Raw genomic sequence first — 16288 nt, 5'->3', positions numbered from 1 at the left:
TACGCTCGCCCTGCCTGACGTTCAGGTTGATGTCCTTGAGTACGTGGAACTGGCCGTACCATTTGTTCACACCCTGCATCTGGATAATGCCTTCAGGGCCCACAGGCTTCTTGATTGCTTCGCTCATCGGAATACTTCCTAAATTAGGTAGCGACTTAGCGCTTGTGGCCTGTGTCCAGCTTGCGTTCCAAATGCATGGAATAGCGGGACATGCCAAAACAGAAAATCCAGAACACCAGGGCCGCGAACACATAGCCTTCGGTGGCCATGCCCAGCCATTTCGGGTCGGCGGCGGCTTGCTTGACGCTGTTGAGCAAGTCGAACAGGCCGATGATGATCACCAGGCTGGTGTCCTTGAACAGGGCAATGAAGGTGTTGACGATGCCGGGAATCACCAGCTTCAGGGCTTGCGGCAGAATCACCAGGCCCATGCTGCGCCAGTAACCCAGGCCCATCGCTGCCGCCGCTTCGTACTGCCCCTTGGGAATGGCCTGCAGGCCACCGCGCACCACTTCGGCGACATAGGCCGACTGGAACAGGATCACGCCGATCAGCGCCCGCAGCAGCTTGTCGAAGTTCATGCCTTCGGGCAGGAACAACGGCAGCATCACCGAGGACATGAACAGCACCGTGATCAACGGCACGCCGCGCCAGAACTCGATGAAGGTCACGCAGACCACACGAATCGCCGGCAGGTTCGAGCGACGCCCCAGCGCCAGGACAATCCCCAGCGGCAACGCACCGGCGATGCCGACGGTGGCGATCACCAGGGTCAGCATCAGGCCGCCCCATTGGCTGGTCGCCACGTTGGTCAGGCCGAAGAGGCCACCGTGCAGCAGGAAGTAGGCAATGATCGGGTACAGCACCAGGAAGCCCAGGCCATACACGGCTTTATGGTGGAAGCGCGAGATGAACAGAGGCGCCACGCCGACGATCGCCAGCCACACGGTCAGGTCCACGCGCCAGCGCAGTTCCGGCGGGTAGTAGCCGTACATGAACTGGCCGAAGCGCTGCTGGATGAACACCCAACAGGCGCCCTCCTTCGTGCAGTCGGCGCGGGTCGTGCCGACCCAGTTGGCATCGAGGATGGCCCAATGCAGGATCGGCGGCACCACCAGGTAGATCAGGTAGAACGCGAACAGGGTCAGCAGGGTGTTGAGCCAGCTGGAGAACATGTTCGCGCGCATCCACGCCACCACACCGATGCTGCGGCTCGGTGGAGGCATGTCGGGTTTGAAGGTATGAGTACTCATGCGCGTTTCCTTACCGCTCGATCAGCGCAATGCGCTTGTTGTACCAGTTCATCAGCAGGGAAATGCTGATACTGATCGCCAGGTACACACTCATGGTGATGGCAATCACCTCGATCGCCTGCCCGGTCTGGTTGAGCACCGTACCGGCGAACAACGACACCATTTCCGGGTAGCCGATACCGGCCGCCAGCGAGGAGTTCTTCGCCAGGTTCAGGTATTGGCTGGTCAGCGGCGGAATGATCACGCGCAGGGCTTGCGGGATGATCACCTTGCGCAGGGTCGGACCGTTACGCAGTCCGAGAGAATGGGCCGCCTCGGTCTGGCCATGGCTGACCGACTTGATGCCCGAACGCACGATCTCGGCGATGAACGCCGCGGTGTACACCGTCAGTGCCAGGGTCAAGGCCAGCAGTTCCGGGATCAGCACCCAGCCGCCGATGAAGTTGAAGCCCTGCAGCTTCGGCATTTCCCAATGCAAAGGTGCGCCGAAAACCAGCGTGCACAGTGCCGGGATCACCAGGAACATCGCCAGGCCGACCCAGAACTTGTGGAAAGGCTCGCCGGTTTCTTCGAAGCGCTTGTTGGCCCACCGGGCCATCAGCACGATGGCGATAATGGCCACGACGATGCTGACCAGAAACGCCCAGAAGCCCTCGGCAATCATCGCTGCCGGCATGTTCAGGCCACGGCTGCTGACGAAGAACGTGTCGTTGAAGTTGTGGCTGTTGCGCGGTCCCGGCATGGTCAGGAACACCGCGAAGTACCAGAACAGGATCTGCAGCAGCGGTGGAATGTTACGGAACACCTCCACGTACACCGTCGCCAGCTTGGAGATGATCCAGTTCTTCGACAGCCGGGCCACACCGATGATGAACCCCAGGATTGTCGCCAGGATCACGCCGATGAAGGTCACCAGCAAGGTGTTGAGCAGGCCGATGACAAACACCCGGGCGTAGCTGTCCGCTTCGGTGTAGTCGATCAGGTGTTGAGCGATGCCGAAACCGGCACTGCGCTCCAGAAAACCGAAACCGGAAGTAATGCCCCGGTGCTGAAGGTTGGTCTGGGTGTTATCGAACAGATACCAGCCCAGGGAGACCACCGCCACGATGGTGATGATCTGGAATACCCACGCACGCACTTTTGGATCGCTGAGGCTGAACCTCTGCTTTGGTGCGCCGATTGAATTTTGCATGAAGTGCCCCGCAAATAATGGAACAGAACATCACCCGGTGGTTGGCCCACCGGGTGATAGAACCATCAGCGCACTGGTGGTGCGTATTGAATGCCGCCAGCGTTCCACAGAGCATTCAGCCCGCGGTCGATTTCCAGCGGAGTGCTCTTGCCGAGGTTTTTCTCGAACACTTCGCCGTAGTTGCCCACTTGCTTGACGATCTGGACGACCCAGTCCTTCTTCACTTTCAGGTCTTTGCCGTACTCACCGTCGGTACCCAGCAGACGGGCAACGTCCGGGTTCTTGGTGGATTTGGCTTCGGCTTCGACGTTCTTCGAAGTGATGCCGGCTTCTTCGGCGTTGAGCATGGCGTAGCCAGTCCAGCGCACGATGGCCAGCCACTCGTCGTCGCCATTACGCACGACCGGGCCCAGGGGTTCCTTGGAAATGGTTTCCGGCAGAACCACGTAGTCCTTCGGCGAAGCCAGCTTGCTGCGCTGGGCGAACAGCTGGGATTTGTCGGAGGTCAGTACGTCGCAACGACCGGATTCCAGCGACTTGGCGCTTTCATCGGAGGTGTCGAAGGTGATCGGGGTGTATTTCAGGCCGTTGCCGCGGAAGTAGTCCGAAACGTTCAGCTCGGTGGTGGTACCGGCCTGGATGCAGATGGTTGCACCGTCCAGTTCCTTGGCGCTCTTGACGCCCAGCTTGTTGTTGACCAGGAAGCCGATGCCGTCGTAGTAGGTGATGAAGCCCGGGAATTTCAGACCCATGCCCGCGTCACGGGAGCTGGTCATGGTGGTGTTGCGCGACAGGATGTCGATTTCGCCCGACTGCAGCGCGGTGAAGCGCTCCTTGGCGTTCAACTGGCTGAATTTGACCTTGGTCGCGTCGCCGAAGACGGCAGCCGCTACAGCACGGCAGTAGTCAGCATCGATACCTACGATCTTGCCGGTGGAATCCGGAACCGAGAAGCCTGGCAGACCATCGCTGACGCCACACTGCACGAATCCTTTCTTCTGCACTGCATCCAGGGTTGCACCCGCCTGGGCGAACCCGCTGACACCGAGTACCGCAGCTGCAGTCACGATGGCCAGGGTGGATTTCAACATCTTCATTCAAACCTCCAGTTTTGCTCTTGTTGTGTCGGAGCGTGAGTCCTGTCGCACCCTTTTGAGGCGTTGTCGACCCTTGTTGGCTTGTTTTAGGGTCAACCGACTTTGAGACCGTAGCTATGAGTCTAGTAGGAGAAAATCCACAGAATGGACAACTCACTTCTCACCAATCGGCCGAACGGGCTGTAGCCCTTTCACGTTCGCGAAGCCCGTTGTGGCCGCTGGCGAACATCCATCACCGGATTTTTTGCTATCCCACTGCCAACAATGGCCTGATAGTGTTACCGACAGACGTGGGATTGTTTGTACGGGCTTCCCTATAGCAAAGCCCATACCACACCGGCCGCCGAAGCAATTGCAGGACAGGTCAATAGCCAAACTTGTAATCTTGCGACATCTTCGTAACTGATTAACCAGAGACGCGCTGACACCTCGCACCCTTCAAGCGCGCACGCACACAATTGGAGCAGAAATGACCGATCCCCTGATTCTTGAACCCGTCAAGCCCGCAGACGCCTGCGTAATCTGGCTGCACGGCCTGGGCGCCGATCGCTTTGATTTTCTGCCCGTGGCCGAAGCCCTGCAGGAAACCTTGCTGAGCACCCGCTTCGTCCTGCCTCAGGCGCCCACCTGTGCGGTCACGATCAATGGTGGCTACGAGATGCCAAGCTGGTACGACATCCTGGCCATGAGCCCGGCGCGGGCGATCAATCGCGAGCAGCTGGAAGAGTCCGCACAACGAATCATCAAATTGATCGACACGCAGCGAGCCATCGGAATAGACGCCTCGCGCATCTTCCTGGCAGGTTTTTCCCAGGGCGGCGCGGTGGTTTTACACACCGCATTCCTGAAATGGCAGGGGGCGCTGGGTGGCGTTATCGCCCTGTCCACTTATGCACCGACTTTCAGTGATGACCTTGAACTGTCCGCCAGCCAACAGCGTATTCCCGTGCTGTCGCTGCACGGTCAGTACGATGACGTGGTGCAAAACTCCATGGGCCGTACGGCCTGCGAGTACCTGAAGCAGCATGGTGTCACCGTGACATGGCAGGAGTACCCAATGGGCCATGAAGTGTTACCCGAGGAAATTCGCGACATCGGTAGCTGGCTCACCAAACGTTTGCTTTAAGCCAATCGCAGCCTTTTTTTGTTTAAAAGCGCCCTTTGATCCATCCCACTACGCCGCGCCCGATTCTTGCATTACACTGGCCGGCGTACATTCCTTAACCAATTCGATGAGATGACCGTGCTCAAAGCACTCAAGAAAATGTTCGGTAAAAGCGAGACTGAGCAACTCGCGCCAGTCCCCAGCGCTCCGTCCGCCCCTTCCAGCCACCGCACCGACGGTAATCAGCCTGGCCGGACCGCCCCCGAAGCGGCACCGAAAAACGAAACCCGCCGTGCCCCGGCGACCCCACCTGCCGCGCAATCCGCCTCCGAGCCTGCGCGCAGCGAAAAGCCCAAACCCGCCAAGCCGCGCCGCGAACCCAAGCCCAAGGCGCCGGTCATTGCCTGGAAGCTCGAGGACTTTGTCGTCGAACCCCAGGAAGGCAAAACCCGTTTCCACGATTTCAAACTCGCCCCGGAACTGATGCATGCCATCCATGACCTGGGCTTTCCGTACTGCACACCGATCCAGGCGCAGGTGCTGGGCTTCACCCTCGCCGGCAAGGACGCCATCGGCCGTGCCCAGACCGGTACCGGCAAGACGGCGGCATTCCTGATTTCGATCATCACCCAGCTGCTGCAAACCCCGCCGCCAAAAGAACGCTACATGGGTGAACCCCGCGCCCTTATCATCGCGCCGACCCGTGAGCTGGTGGTCCAGATCGCCAAGGATGCCGAAAACCTGACCAAGTACACCGGCCTCAATGTCATGACCTTCGTGGGCGGCATGGACTTCGACAAACAGCTCAAGCACCTCGAAGCCCGCCACTGCGACATACTCGTGGCCACACCCGGCCGCTTGCTGGACTTCAACCAGCGCGGCGACGTTCACCTGGACATGGTTGAAGTCATGGTGCTGGACGAAGCCGACCGCATGCTCGACATGGGCTTCATTCCGCAAGTGCGCCAGATCATTCGCCAGACGCCACCGAAAAGCGAACGCCAGACGCTGCTGTTCTCCGCGACCTTTACCGATGACGTGATGAACCTGGCCAAGCAATGGACCACCGACCCGGCCATCGTCGAGATCGAGGCCGAGACCGTGGCCAACGCCAATGTCGAACAGCACATCTATGCCGTGGCCGGTGCCGACAAATACAAACTGCTCTACAACCTGGTCAACGACAATGGCTGGGAGCGGGTGATCGTGTTCGCCAACCGCAAGGATGAAGTACGACGCATCGAAGAACGCCTGGTACGCGATGGCATCAACGCGGCACAGCTGTCCGGCGATGTACCGCAGCACAAGCGCATCAAGACCCTGGAAGGTTTCCGCGAAGGCAAGATCCGCGTATTGGTGGCCACCGATGTGGCCGGTCGCGGCATCCATATCGACGGCATCAGCCACGTGATCAATTTCACCCTGCCGGAAGTGCCGGACGACTACGTGCATCGCATCGGTCGTACCGGTCGCGCCGGGGCCGATGGTGTGTCCATCAGTTTTGCCGGTGAAGACGACTCCTATCAGCTACCGTCCATCGAAGAGCTGCTGGGGCGCAAGATCAGTTGCGAAATGCCACCGACGCATCTACTGCGGGCGGTTGAGCGTAAGCGTTCGTAACAGAGATTGTGCAAAAGAAGGCGCAGCCGGAAACGGACTGCGCTTTTTTTTCGCCTGGATATTGCCCAAGATATCGAAAAGTCCATAATGGACAAATTAGTTTACTTGCCGCTCCCGGAGCCGACGATGTCCAGCACCCCCTACGTGATCACCCAGCCACAGGCCCGCGAATTACTGAACAAGGTCGATGTGCCGCACATTCTGCGCAAACTGTTTCGCGACCTGGCCGGCGGGCATGCGGTACAACCGGCGCAGCAACTGGTGGAGTTTCCACAGGGTGCCGGCGACTTCATCAACTACCTGGGCGTGTTGGCTGAAGATGGCGTGTACGGGATGAAGACATCGCCCTACATCGTGCGCGAGCAGGGACCGCTGGTGACCGCCTGGACCTTGCTGATGTCGATGCAGACCGGCCAGCCGCTGTTGCTGTGCGATGCCGGCGAGCTCACCACCGCCCGCACCGCCGCCACCACCGCAGTTGCCGTCGACGCCCTTGCCCCTTTGAAGGCGCAGCGACTGGCGATCATTGGCAGTGGCAAGGTTGCCCAGGCCCACCTGCATTACGTCAAGGCACTGCGCGACTGGCAACACATCAGCCTGTACTCGCCCAACCTGAGCGAAGAACCCGAAACCCTGCAACGCCTCAAAGGCATCGAGCCCAACCTGACCATCGCCGACAGCCGGGAAGCGGCCATTCACGATGCCGATGTCATCATGCTGTGCACGTCGTCCGCAGGCCCGGTGATCGACCCTGCCACCCTGGGCAAACCGGCGCTCATCACCTCGATCAGCACCAATGCGTTCCGCGCCCATGAAGTGCCGCCGCAAAGCCTCAACGACATGCAGGTATTCTGCGACTACCGCCTGACCACGCCGGGCTCGGCGGGGGAAATGCTGATCGCCGAAGAACAGCATGGCTGGAACCGGCAAGCCATCGTCGGCGACCTGCCGGATCTGCTCAGCGAGAAAGTGCAGCGTCCCGGCTACAACCGCCATGTGTTCTTCCGTTCGATCGGCCTGGGCCTGGAAGACATCGCGCTGGCCAATGCGATTTACCGCCTGCAGCACTAACCCTCTATCCCGTAGGAGCGAGGCTCGCCCGCGAAGGCATCACCGCGGGTTACCTGATCGATCGCGACGTCTGGTTCGCGGGCGAGCCTCGCTCCTACAGGAACTTGCGATTACAGGAGATTTTTCATGAGCCAGGCAGATTTCATCATCATCGGCGGCGGGATTGCCGGCGCCTCCACCGGATTCTGGCTGTCGCAGCACGGGCGCGTGGTTGTGCTCGAACGTGAGTCCCATCCGGCCTATCACTCCACCGGACGTTCGGCTGCATTGTTCACCGCTGCCTACGGCACCCCGCAGGTGCGCGCACTGACCCAGGCCAGCCGCGACTTTTTCGACACCCCGCCAAACGGTTTCTGCGAACACCCGCTGTTGACCCCGCGCGGCGAGATGACCGTGGACTTCACCGGCGATCCGACCGAGTTGAACAACCAGTACCTGAGTGCGAAAGCCACGGTGCCGGAGATGCAATTGCTCAGCGCCGAGGAGGCCTGCGCACGCCTGCCGATCCTGCGCCGGGAAAAAGTCCATGGTGCGATCTACGATCCGACGGCCAGCGACATCGATACCGACGCCCTGCATCAGGGTTACCTGCGCGGCATCCGTCGCAACAAGGGTGAGGTGCATACCGATTGCGAAGTACTGGGCCTGAGCCGCGACGCCCAGGGCCAGTGGCAGGTACAGACCAACACCTCGACCTTCAGTGCACCGGTCATCATCAATGCCGCCGGCGCCTGGGCCGACAAGATCGGCGCACTCGCCGGCGCCAAGCCGCTGGGGCTGCAGCCCAAGCGTCGCGCAGCCTTTATCTTCGCCGGTCCCGAAGGCGTGGATACGCACCATTGGCCGATGCTGGTCAGCCTCGACGAATCCTTCTACATGAAACCCGACGCGGGCATGTTCCTGGGTTCGCCGGCCAACGCCGATCCGGTGGAGCCTCACGACGTGCAGCCTGAAGAGCTGGACATCGCGATGGGCATTTACCAGATCGAAGAAGCCACGACACTGACCATCCGCCGTCCGACGCGGACCTGGGCCGGCCTGCGCAGCTTTGTCAGCGATGGCGACCTGCTCTCGGGTTTCGATCCGCAGGTGCCGGGGCTGTTCTGGGTCGCGGCGCAAGGCGGCTACGGTATCCAGACATCGCCGGCCATGGGTCAGGCCAGCGCGGCCCTGGTGCGCGGTGAAGCCCTGCCCGAGCCGCTCACCCGCTTTGGCCTGAGCGCTGCCATGCTGTCCCCTGCCCGCCTGGGCTGACGGTTGTCCTCAGGTGACGTGCCGACACGATTGCGGCACACTTTCAGAGCCCCGTTCCACGGGGCGCTGACGCTGCCCGGAGCTCCACTGTATGAATGCCCCTGAACAAGACCCGGCCCTGGACGATGTATCCCTGGATAACTTCCGGGCGATCGCCGACGCCATCGCCACATTGTTTTTCCCTCACGCCGAGGTCGTGTTGCATGACCTGCGCACGCAAAAGGTCGACTACATCGCCAACAACCTGTCCAAGCGGGAAGTCGGTGATGACTCGTCGCTGGAAGACATGCTCAGCGAGGAAATCAGCGAACGAAATATCGGGCCGTATGAAAAGCTCAACTGGGATGGTCAGAAGATTCGCAGCTTGAGCACCGTCCTGCGTGACCGCGATGGCCATGCCGTGGCGGTGCTGTGCATCAATCTGAATATTTCACTGTTCGAGAATGCCAAGGCCGCGCTGGACCTGTTCCTGTCGCCGACCAAGCTGATCCCGCAACCGGAATCCCTGTTTCGCGATGATTGGCAGGAACGGATCAACACCTTCCTCCACACCTGGCTACGCGAGCGTCAACTGAGCCTGAACCTGCTGACCCGCGACCACAAACGCGAACTGGTGCTGGCCCTGCACGCCGAAGGCGCCTTCAAGGGCAAAAGCGCGTCGAACTACGTGGCCAATGTGCTGAACATGGGACGGGCGACGGTGTACAAGCATTTGAAGGAATTGAAGGGCTGAAGATTTGCAGGGTTTGTTCCGGACCCATCGCGGGCAAGCCCGCTCCCACAGGTCCGGTGGCGTACATAGGTTTCGTGTACGACTCGGACACTGTGGGAGCGGGCTTGCCCGCGATGGCGATCTATCAGTCGCCGTAGATGTCGGACTTGAAGTACTTCTCGGAAATCTTCTGGTATTCGCCATTGGCGCGAATGCCGTCGATGGCGGTGTTCAGCTCAGACACCAGCTCGGTATTGCCCTTGCGTACGGCAATCCCCGCGCCCTCGCCCACGTATTTCGGATCCTTCAACTCCGGCCCGACAAACGCATAACCCTTGCCCCGTGGCATCGACAGAAAGTCGTTCAACGGAATGGTGTCGGCAAAAATCGCGTCCAGACGACCGGCCGCCAGGTCCATGTAGATTTCTTCGTTGTTGCTGTAGCGCTTGACGTTGATGCCCTTGGGCTCGAACACGTCGGTGGCGTAACGATCGGTGGTGGTCGCGCGCTGCACGCCGACGGTCTTGCCCTTGAGGCTGGCGTACTGGTCATCCACCACGGCGCCTTCCTTCATCACCAGGCGCGATGACGTGAAGTAGTACTTGTGGGTGAAATCCACCGACTTCTTGCGATCGTCGTTGATGGTCATGGACGACAGCGCCATGTCGATTTTCTTCACCTTCAGGGAAGGAATCAGGCCGTCGAATTCACCTTCGATCCACTCGCACTTGACCTTCATCTGCGCGCACAGGGCATTGCCGATGTCATAGTCGAAACCGACGATTTCACCCTTGTCGGTTTTGGAAGCGAACGGCGGATAAGCAGCCTCGATACCGATGCGCAGGGTTTTCTCGGCGGCAAAGACGCTGGTGCACGCCAACAGGCTCAAGGCCAGACCGGTGATGAGGGGGAACTTCTTCATATTCGTTCTCTCGCGGGTTGTTGTTGGTTTTGCAAGACAGAAGAAAGAGCTGAAACGGGGGAAACGCCTTTTTTTGTACTTATAAATCCATACTGGACTTTTATGTATGAGTCGTCAATCGGGCAAATAGAACCCGCACCGGCCGATGGTCGGGTGGTGAATGAGTCATGGGTTGAAGCAGATGACGCCTTCGCGGGCAAGCCTCGCTCCTACGGGGGATCACCGAACCCGTAGGAGCGAGGCTTGCCCGCGAAGGCGTACTTGAGAACGACGCAGGAATTACTGCTTCCAGCGATCCGCCGCCGCATGATCGCTGTCACGCCCTTCGACCCAGCGCGGACCGTCGCTGGTATTTTCCTTCTTCCAGAACGGTGCCCGGGTTTTCAGGTAATCCATGACGAAGGCGCAGGCATCGAATGCGGCCTGGCGATGGGCGCTGGCGGCGCCGACAAAAACGATCGGCTCACCGGGTTCCAGCGCACCGATGCGATGCAACACCTCCAGCTTGAGCAACGGCCAGCGCTGTTCAGCCTCGGCAGCGATTTTGCCCAGGGCTTTTTCGGTCATGCCCGGGTAGTGCTCGAGAAACATACCGGCCACATCCAGCCCGTCATTGAAGTCGCGTACATAGCCGACAAAACTCACCACCGCGCCAACACCGACATTGGCTGCATGCATGGCGTTGACTTCGACGCCCGGATCGAACGCTGCGCTCTGCACGCGAATCGCCATGGATCAGCCTCCGGTCACGGTCGGAAAAAATGCCACTTCATCGCCATCGCACACCGGTTCGTCGAGCTGGCAGAGGTCTTCGTTGCGTGCGCACATCAGGTTCTGCTCGCTCAGCACCTCGGCACCGTCACGCAAGGCCAACAGCGCGCGCACGTCGTCAACGGTGGCAAAGTCGCCTTGTACCTTTACCGAGTCCAGCCCCAGCGCTTCACGATAGCGAGCGAAAAACTTCACGGTAACGTTCATGGTTGCTCCGCCTGATAATGCCCGCTCTTGCCACCGACCTTTTCCAGCAGCCGCACGCTTTCAATGGTCATGCCGCGATCAACGGCCTTGCACATGTCGTAGATCGTCAGCGCGGCGACACTGGCGGCGGTCAGCGCTTCCATCTCCACACCGGTCTGCCCGGACAGCTTGCAGCGCGCCTCGATACGCACGCAGTCAGCGCCTTGGGCACTGAGTTCGACCTTGACGCCGGTGAGCATCAGCGGATGGCAAAGCGGAATCAGATCGCTGGTTTTCTTCGCCGCCTGAATGCCGGCAATGCGCGCCACGGCAAACACGTCACCCTTGGGGTGGCCACCACTGACAATCATCTGCAGGGTTTCGGGCAGCATGCGCACCAGCGCTTGGGCCGTCGCCTCACGGAACGTCACGGCTTTTTCGGTGACGTCGACCATATTGGCGCGACCTTGGGAATCGAGATGAGTCAGCACGGCATTACTCCTGATCAGGAGCATCGATTGTAAACCTGCGGGTCAATTTTCCGCACGCGCGAATATCAGGTCACATCATTCCCCCTGTAGGAGCGAGCAAGCTCGCGATGCACGCAAGAGCGCCACGGGGTGTCAGGCTTCCAGCGTTATCGTTGACGACCATCGCGAGCTTGCTCGCTCCTACAGGGGATTCGATGGGCAAAAAAAACAGGCGGCTTTTCAGCCGCCCGTTTTTCGTTGAGGCAGTTACAGATGCGATTCGGCGTACTCGGCCAGAATCGAACGTGGCACCCCTTGCAGGGTGATGTGGACGCCGTTGGGGAAGTCCTTGAAGCGTTCGGTCAGGTACGTGAGCCCCGAGCTGGTCGCGGACAGGTAAGGCGTGTCGATCTGCGCCAGGTTGCCCAGGCACACCACTTTGGAACCGGCGCCGGCACGGGTGATGATGGTCTTCATCTGGTGCGGGGTCAGGTTCTGGCATTCATCGATCAGGATCAGGCTCTGCTGGAAGCTGCGCCCCCGGATGTAGTTGAGGGATTTGAACTGCAACGGCACTTTGCTGAGGATGTAGTCGACGCTGCCATGGGTGCTTTCATCATCCATGTGCAAGGCTTCGAGGTTGTCGGTGATGGCGCCCAGCCAAGGCTCCATTTTTTCCGCCTCGGTGCCGGGCAGGAAGCCGATTTCCTGGTCCAGGCCCTGCACACTGCGGGTGGCGATGATCCGGCGGTAGCGTTTGCTGACCATGGTTTGTTCGATGGCCGCCGCCAGGGCCAGGATGGTTTTACCGGAACCGGCCGCACCGGACAGGTTGACCAGATGGATGTCCGGATCGAGCAACGCGTACAGCGCCAGGCTCTGATAGATGTCGCGCGGTTTCAGGCCCCAGGCTTCCTGGTGCAGCAGCGGTTCCTGATGCAGGTCCAGGATCAGCAACCTGTCTTCCTCGATCTCCTTGATCCAGCCGACGAACCCTTGCTCGTCGATGATGAACTCGTTGATATGCACCGCCGGCAGGTTGTCGATCAGTTGCACCTGGTGCCAGGTGCGTCCGTGGTCCTGACGGGTCTCGACCTTGCTCACACGGTCCCAGAAGGAGCCGGTCATGTTGTGATAGCCATTAGGCAGCAACGATACGTCGTCGACCAGTTGGTCTGTACTGTAGTCCTCGGCCGCGATCCCGCATGCGCGGGCCTTGAGGCGCATGTTGATGTCTTTGGTGACCAGCACCACAGGCTTTTTCGGATCCCTGGTGTGCAGATCGATCAACTGGTTGATGATTTTGTTGTCGTTCAGATGCTCGGGCAGAATCAGGTTCGGCTCGGCATGCTTGCTCATCAGAATTGACAGCAAGCCCTTGGGTCCACTCTTGCCGCGCTGGATCGGAACGCCCTGTTCCACATCCTCGGGCGAGGCATCGCCCAGGGTCTTGTCGATAAGGCGAATGGCCTGGCGGCATTCGGCAGCGACGCTGTGATGCCCGCTCTTGAGCTTGTCCAGCTCTTCCAGAACGGTCATGGGGATGGCGACGTGGTGTTCTTCGAAATTGAGCAGCGCGTTTGGATCGTGAATCAATACGTTGGTATCGAGTACATACAGGATTGGCTGGTTGGAAGAAGAGCTACGTCCGTGATCATCCATACTCGGTCACCTTAGTGGGAGCCATTCGACGCAATACCTTGACAGTGCTGCGCCTCGAAGTGACCACCGGATTCACCTGCGGGGATTCAGGTGAACTGCAAGCAAGCAGGGTCTTGGAAGACGCCACCTGTGTTGCAGGTTTCGGCGGTCTGTCTTCGTAATACTCCAAAACATGTGACAGAAAAAAGCACTTTGACGCTTTTTTGAAGTTTATTTTGCAGATTGACCAATAGCACTTGGCGGACTGCCATCACGCGTTTACAGTCGGAGATCAACCTGCAGCAAAATCCCTCCAAAAATCGCCCCTTAGCCAATATTCAAGGCATCGGGCGTGTTCAGCGGAACGCGTCCTGACACTCCTCCCAACCGATCCCGCTCTGCGCCGTTTGGCTCATCAGCCAGGGCAATGCCGTTTTCACGCCATCCTGTTTGACATTGAAATTGATCACGCCATGGCGCCACAGCAGCATCAGGGTCAGCACCCGTTGTGCGCTCTGGCTGGCCTTGAGCTTGCCGGCACCGTCCTGGGCATCGATGTCCCACAGCGCCACCTGCAGCCCCTGGGCGGTAAAGAAGCCCTCTGCATCCGGGCGGCGCTGACCATCGGGCGGACGGAACAGCGGCACATAGTTTTCCGGCAGCTTGCCCTTGACCAGCTCGACGCTGCGCCGCACCGAGTCCTGCCAGTCCTGCCAATGGCTGTGGGAACGAAATTCCCAGCCCTGTACACCGACGCACTGCGTTGAATAGGTCGATTGCAGGCTGCTCACCGAACGCTCCGCCAGGCGCGCCTGGATGTCCTTGCCAAGCACGAAGAACGTCCCGTTCAGGTTCGACTTGCGCAGGTAGTCGGTGACCCAGGCCGTGTTGTCCGGCACAGCGTTGGCGGCACTGTCGAAGGTCAGTAGAAACAGCCGGTCATGCATGGCGTCGCCGTTGCGCTCATAGTCGCCAAAATGATCGACTTCGCTGGCGGTTTGCGGGAACAGTGCGGCCTTGCGCAACTGCTCATCCAGATACTGGGCGTGAAACAGACGGCTCGGTTCGGCCCACTTGATGTAGTAACTGTCCTCGCCGATCTGGAACTTGCCGGCCTGCTCGCGCAGGGTGGGCATATCCTCGACCAGGAAACAGAAGGAAGCATCCTGGTCGCAGCTCTGCTGGGCGAATTCGAAGCCGCTGAGCAGGCGTTGCCACATGCGCTGGCGAACGCGGTTGACCGACTCCATGTTGACCGTGCGCAAGCCCAGACGCTGCGCCAGCGCCGGTTCATCCAGCGACTCGCTGGCCAGCAGCGTGCGGGCAAACATGAGGATTTCGGCCCGCGACGCCACGTCGAACAGCGTCGGGCTGCTCAACTTTTCCGGCCAGGTCGCGCGATCCAGTGTCGCCACATCGCCCGGCGCCGCAATGGCCCCCAGGCTCAGCAGCCACGCCGAAAACAGAAAAACGATACGCAATGGGATGTCTCCATAACAAAACCCGCGCGGCACTATAGCCGATCCCACCCTCATTCCTGCAGCAGGTCTGATCGTTCCTACGCTCTGCGTGGGAATGCATCCCGGGACGCTCTGCGTCACACCGGCGAACGGACGCGGAGCGTCCGGGGCGGCGTTCCCACGCAGAGCGTGGGAACGACCAGGGACAGAGGATTGTCGTTAGCCGTCGATCACCTATGGACTCGATAGCTGGAGTCAGCCGGAACAACCCCCTAGAATCGCCCCCACGATTAAAGGAGACGACTTCATGCTGATGGTGATTTCACCCGCCAAGACCCTCGATTACGAAACACCGCCGGCGACCCAGCGCTTCACCCAGCCGCAATTTCTTGACCATTCCCAGGAACTGATTCTGCAACTGCGTGACATGACGCCAGCGCAGATCAGTGAACTGATGCATGTCTCCGACAAGATCGGCGGTCTCAACGCCGCACGTTTCGGCAGCTGGACCCCCGCCTTCACTCAGCAGAACGCCAAACAGGCGTTGCTGGCATTCAAGGGCGATGTGTACACCGGCCTGAATGCGCAAACCTTCAGCGAAGCCGATTTCGACTATGCCCAGCAACATTTGCGCATGCTGTCGGGCCTGTACGGCCTGCTGCGTCCGCTGGACCTGATGATGCCGTACCGCCTGGAAATGGGCACCAAACTGGCCAATGCCCGCGGCAAGGACCTGTACGCCTTCTGGGGCTCGCGCATCAGTGAATGGCTCAACGAAGCCCTGGCCGATCAAGGCGATGACCTATTGCTCAACCTGGCGTCCAACGAGTATTTCTCGGCGGTCAAGCGCAATGCCCTGAATGCACGCGTCATCAATACCGAATTCAAGGACTTGAAGAACGGCCAGTACAAGATCATCAGCTTCTACGCCAAAAAGGCCCGGGGCATGATGAGCCGCTTCGTCATCGAGGAGCGCATCAACGATCCGGCCGCCCTCAAACAGTTCGACGTACAGGGCTATCGCTACAGTGCCGAACAATCGAAACCGGACAATCTGGTGTTCCTGCGCGATCACGCTCCGGATTGATGCTCAAGGTCGGCGCGAGACCTCGAAAATCGATCCGCGCCGACCCTGCAACCCTCCTGCCTTCCCATGATCTTCCCCCTCAAAATCGCCATATTTATGGCGTCAAAATAACGCCATCCGGATTTCTAACTTTAGTTTCACTCGACTTCCGTCATTTTTTTCAGTAGTGGCACTGAAAATTTTCTTCGGTAGTGGCAAAAAACTATCCCCGCCAATAATCCGCCTATATATAAAGGGCGAAACGGCAAGTGCTATCAATATGAGAGCAGTGCCATCTTTCTCAATATTTCAAGAAATTTCAAAAATCATGAAGGATCGATCGGAACTATGTCTGAGCGCATCGTTCATACCCACCGTAACGTTTCTCACAGAGCTCGTAGGAGATAACTTACGCAGAGCAGAGATTCATGTAGCGAAGTTGTCATACTAACTTTCGCCGACTAATCC

At 59.3% G+C, this 16288-nt stretch carries 15 protein-coding genes and 1 pseudogene; 6 read left to right on the top strand and 10 right to left on the bottom strand.

Annotated features, from left to right (window positions below; translation table 11 throughout):
- The 4 genes and pseudogenes from glnQ to ACQKP2_RS20155 form a co-directional block, all read right to left on the bottom strand.
- Positions 1-127 (bottom strand): annotated as a pseudogene (gene glnQ, locus ACQKP2_RS20170) (glutamine ABC transporter ATP-binding protein GlnQ); the annotation flags it as partial.
- Between the two features lie 28 nt (positions 128-155).
- Entirely contained in the window at positions 156-1253 is a 1098-nt protein-coding gene (locus ACQKP2_RS20165; RefSeq protein WP_427578898.1) for an amino acid ABC transporter permease, read from the bottom strand.
- 10 nt (positions 1254-1263) lie between these two features.
- A complete protein-coding gene (locus ACQKP2_RS20160) occupies positions 1264-2445 on the bottom strand; it encodes an amino acid ABC transporter permease (protein WP_427578896.1) in 1182 nt (393 codons plus the stop codon).
- Positions 2446-2510: 65 nt separating this feature from the next.
- Entirely contained in the window at positions 2511-3542 is a 1032-nt protein-coding gene (locus tag ACQKP2_RS20155; protein WP_427578894.1) for an amino acid ABC transporter substrate-binding protein, read from the bottom strand.
- Between the two features lie 469 nt (positions 3543-4011).
- Here ACQKP2_RS20155 and ACQKP2_RS20150 point away from each other — a divergent pair, with 469 nt between their 5' ends.
- The 5 genes from ACQKP2_RS20150 (at position 4012) to ACQKP2_RS20130 (ending at position 9325) form a co-directional block, all read left to right on the top strand.
- Complete coding sequence (locus ACQKP2_RS20150; RefSeq protein ID WP_427578893.1) at positions 4012-4668, top strand: alpha/beta hydrolase; 657 nt, start codon at positions 4012-4014, stop codon at positions 4666-4668.
- Positions 4669-4779: 111 nt separating this feature from the next.
- On the top strand, positions 4780-6267 hold the full coding sequence (gene rhlB / locus ACQKP2_RS20145; RefSeq protein ID WP_427578892.1) for an ATP-dependent RNA helicase RhlB: 1488 nt from the start codon (positions 4780-4782) through the stop codon (positions 6265-6267).
- Positions 6268-6393: 126 nt separating this feature from the next.
- Complete coding sequence (locus ACQKP2_RS20140; protein ID WP_427578890.1) at positions 6394-7338, top strand: ornithine cyclodeaminase family protein; 945 nt, start codon at positions 6394-6396, stop codon at positions 7336-7338.
- 126 nt (positions 7339-7464) lie between these two features.
- Positions 7465-8592, top strand: a complete 1128-nt coding sequence (locus ACQKP2_RS20135) for an NAD(P)/FAD-dependent oxidoreductase (protein ID WP_427578888.1) — start codon at positions 7465-7467, stop codon at positions 8590-8592.
- Positions 8593-8683: 91 nt separating this feature from the next.
- Entirely contained in the window at positions 8684-9325 is a 642-nt protein-coding gene (locus ACQKP2_RS20130; protein WP_427578886.1) for a helix-turn-helix transcriptional regulator, read from the top strand.
- A gap of 124 nt (positions 9326-9449) precedes the next feature.
- Here ACQKP2_RS20130 and ACQKP2_RS20125 read toward each other — a convergent pair whose 3' ends face one another.
- The 6 genes from ACQKP2_RS20125 to ACQKP2_RS20100 all read right to left on the bottom strand — a co-directional run bounded on the left by ACQKP2_RS20125 (position 9450) and on the right by ACQKP2_RS20100 (position 14775).
- Positions 9450-10226, bottom strand: a complete 777-nt coding sequence (locus ACQKP2_RS20125; RefSeq protein ID WP_427578885.1) for an ABC transporter substrate-binding protein — start codon at positions 10224-10226, stop codon at positions 9450-9452.
- 279 nt (positions 10227-10505) lie between these two features.
- On the bottom strand, positions 10506-10958 hold the full coding sequence (gene moaE / locus ACQKP2_RS20120) for a molybdopterin synthase catalytic subunit MoaE (protein ID WP_427578883.1): 453 nt from the start codon (positions 10956-10958) through the stop codon (positions 10506-10508).
- A 3-nt stretch (positions 10959-10961) separates the two neighbouring features.
- Positions 10962-11204: a MoaD/ThiS family protein gene (locus tag ACQKP2_RS20115; protein ID WP_427578882.1), complete on the bottom strand. Its 243-nt coding sequence runs from the start codon at positions 11202-11204 to the stop codon at positions 10962-10964.
- Positions 11201-11674: a cyclic pyranopterin monophosphate synthase MoaC gene (gene moaC, locus ACQKP2_RS20110; protein WP_427578880.1), complete on the bottom strand. Its 474-nt coding sequence runs from the start codon at positions 11672-11674 to the stop codon at positions 11201-11203. The genes ACQKP2_RS20115 and moaC overlap by 4 nt, the downstream gene beginning before the upstream one ends.
- Positions 11675-11920: 246 nt before the next feature.
- Positions 11921-13315, bottom strand: a complete 1395-nt coding sequence (locus ACQKP2_RS20105; RefSeq protein WP_007972659.1) for a PhoH family protein — start codon at positions 13313-13315, stop codon at positions 11921-11923.
- A 335-nt stretch (positions 13316-13650) separates the two neighbouring features.
- The gene (locus tag ACQKP2_RS20100; protein WP_427578878.1) at positions 13651-14775 is read right to left on the bottom strand and encodes a polysaccharide deacetylase family protein; all 1125 of its coding nucleotides are present in this window, start codon (positions 14773-14775) and stop codon (positions 13651-13653) included.
- Positions 14776-15061: 286 nt separating this feature from the next.
- Here ACQKP2_RS20100 and yaaA point away from each other — a divergent pair, with 286 nt between their 5' ends.
- Positions 15062-15841 carry a peroxide stress protein YaaA gene (gene yaaA / locus ACQKP2_RS20095; protein WP_427578877.1) on the top strand — a complete coding sequence of 260 codons (780 nt, stop codon included), beginning with the start codon at positions 15062-15064 and terminating at the stop codon, positions 15839-15841.
- The last annotated feature ends 447 nt before the right edge of the window (positions 15842-16288 follow it).

This window comes from Pseudomonas sp. NPDC089569 (assembly GCF_050280625.1).
GTDB lineage: Bacteria > Pseudomonadota > Gammaproteobacteria > Pseudomonadales > Pseudomonadaceae > Aquipseudomonas.
Note: the sequence above shows the minus strand (reverse complement) of the source record. Positions and strands in the feature narration are given on the sequence as shown.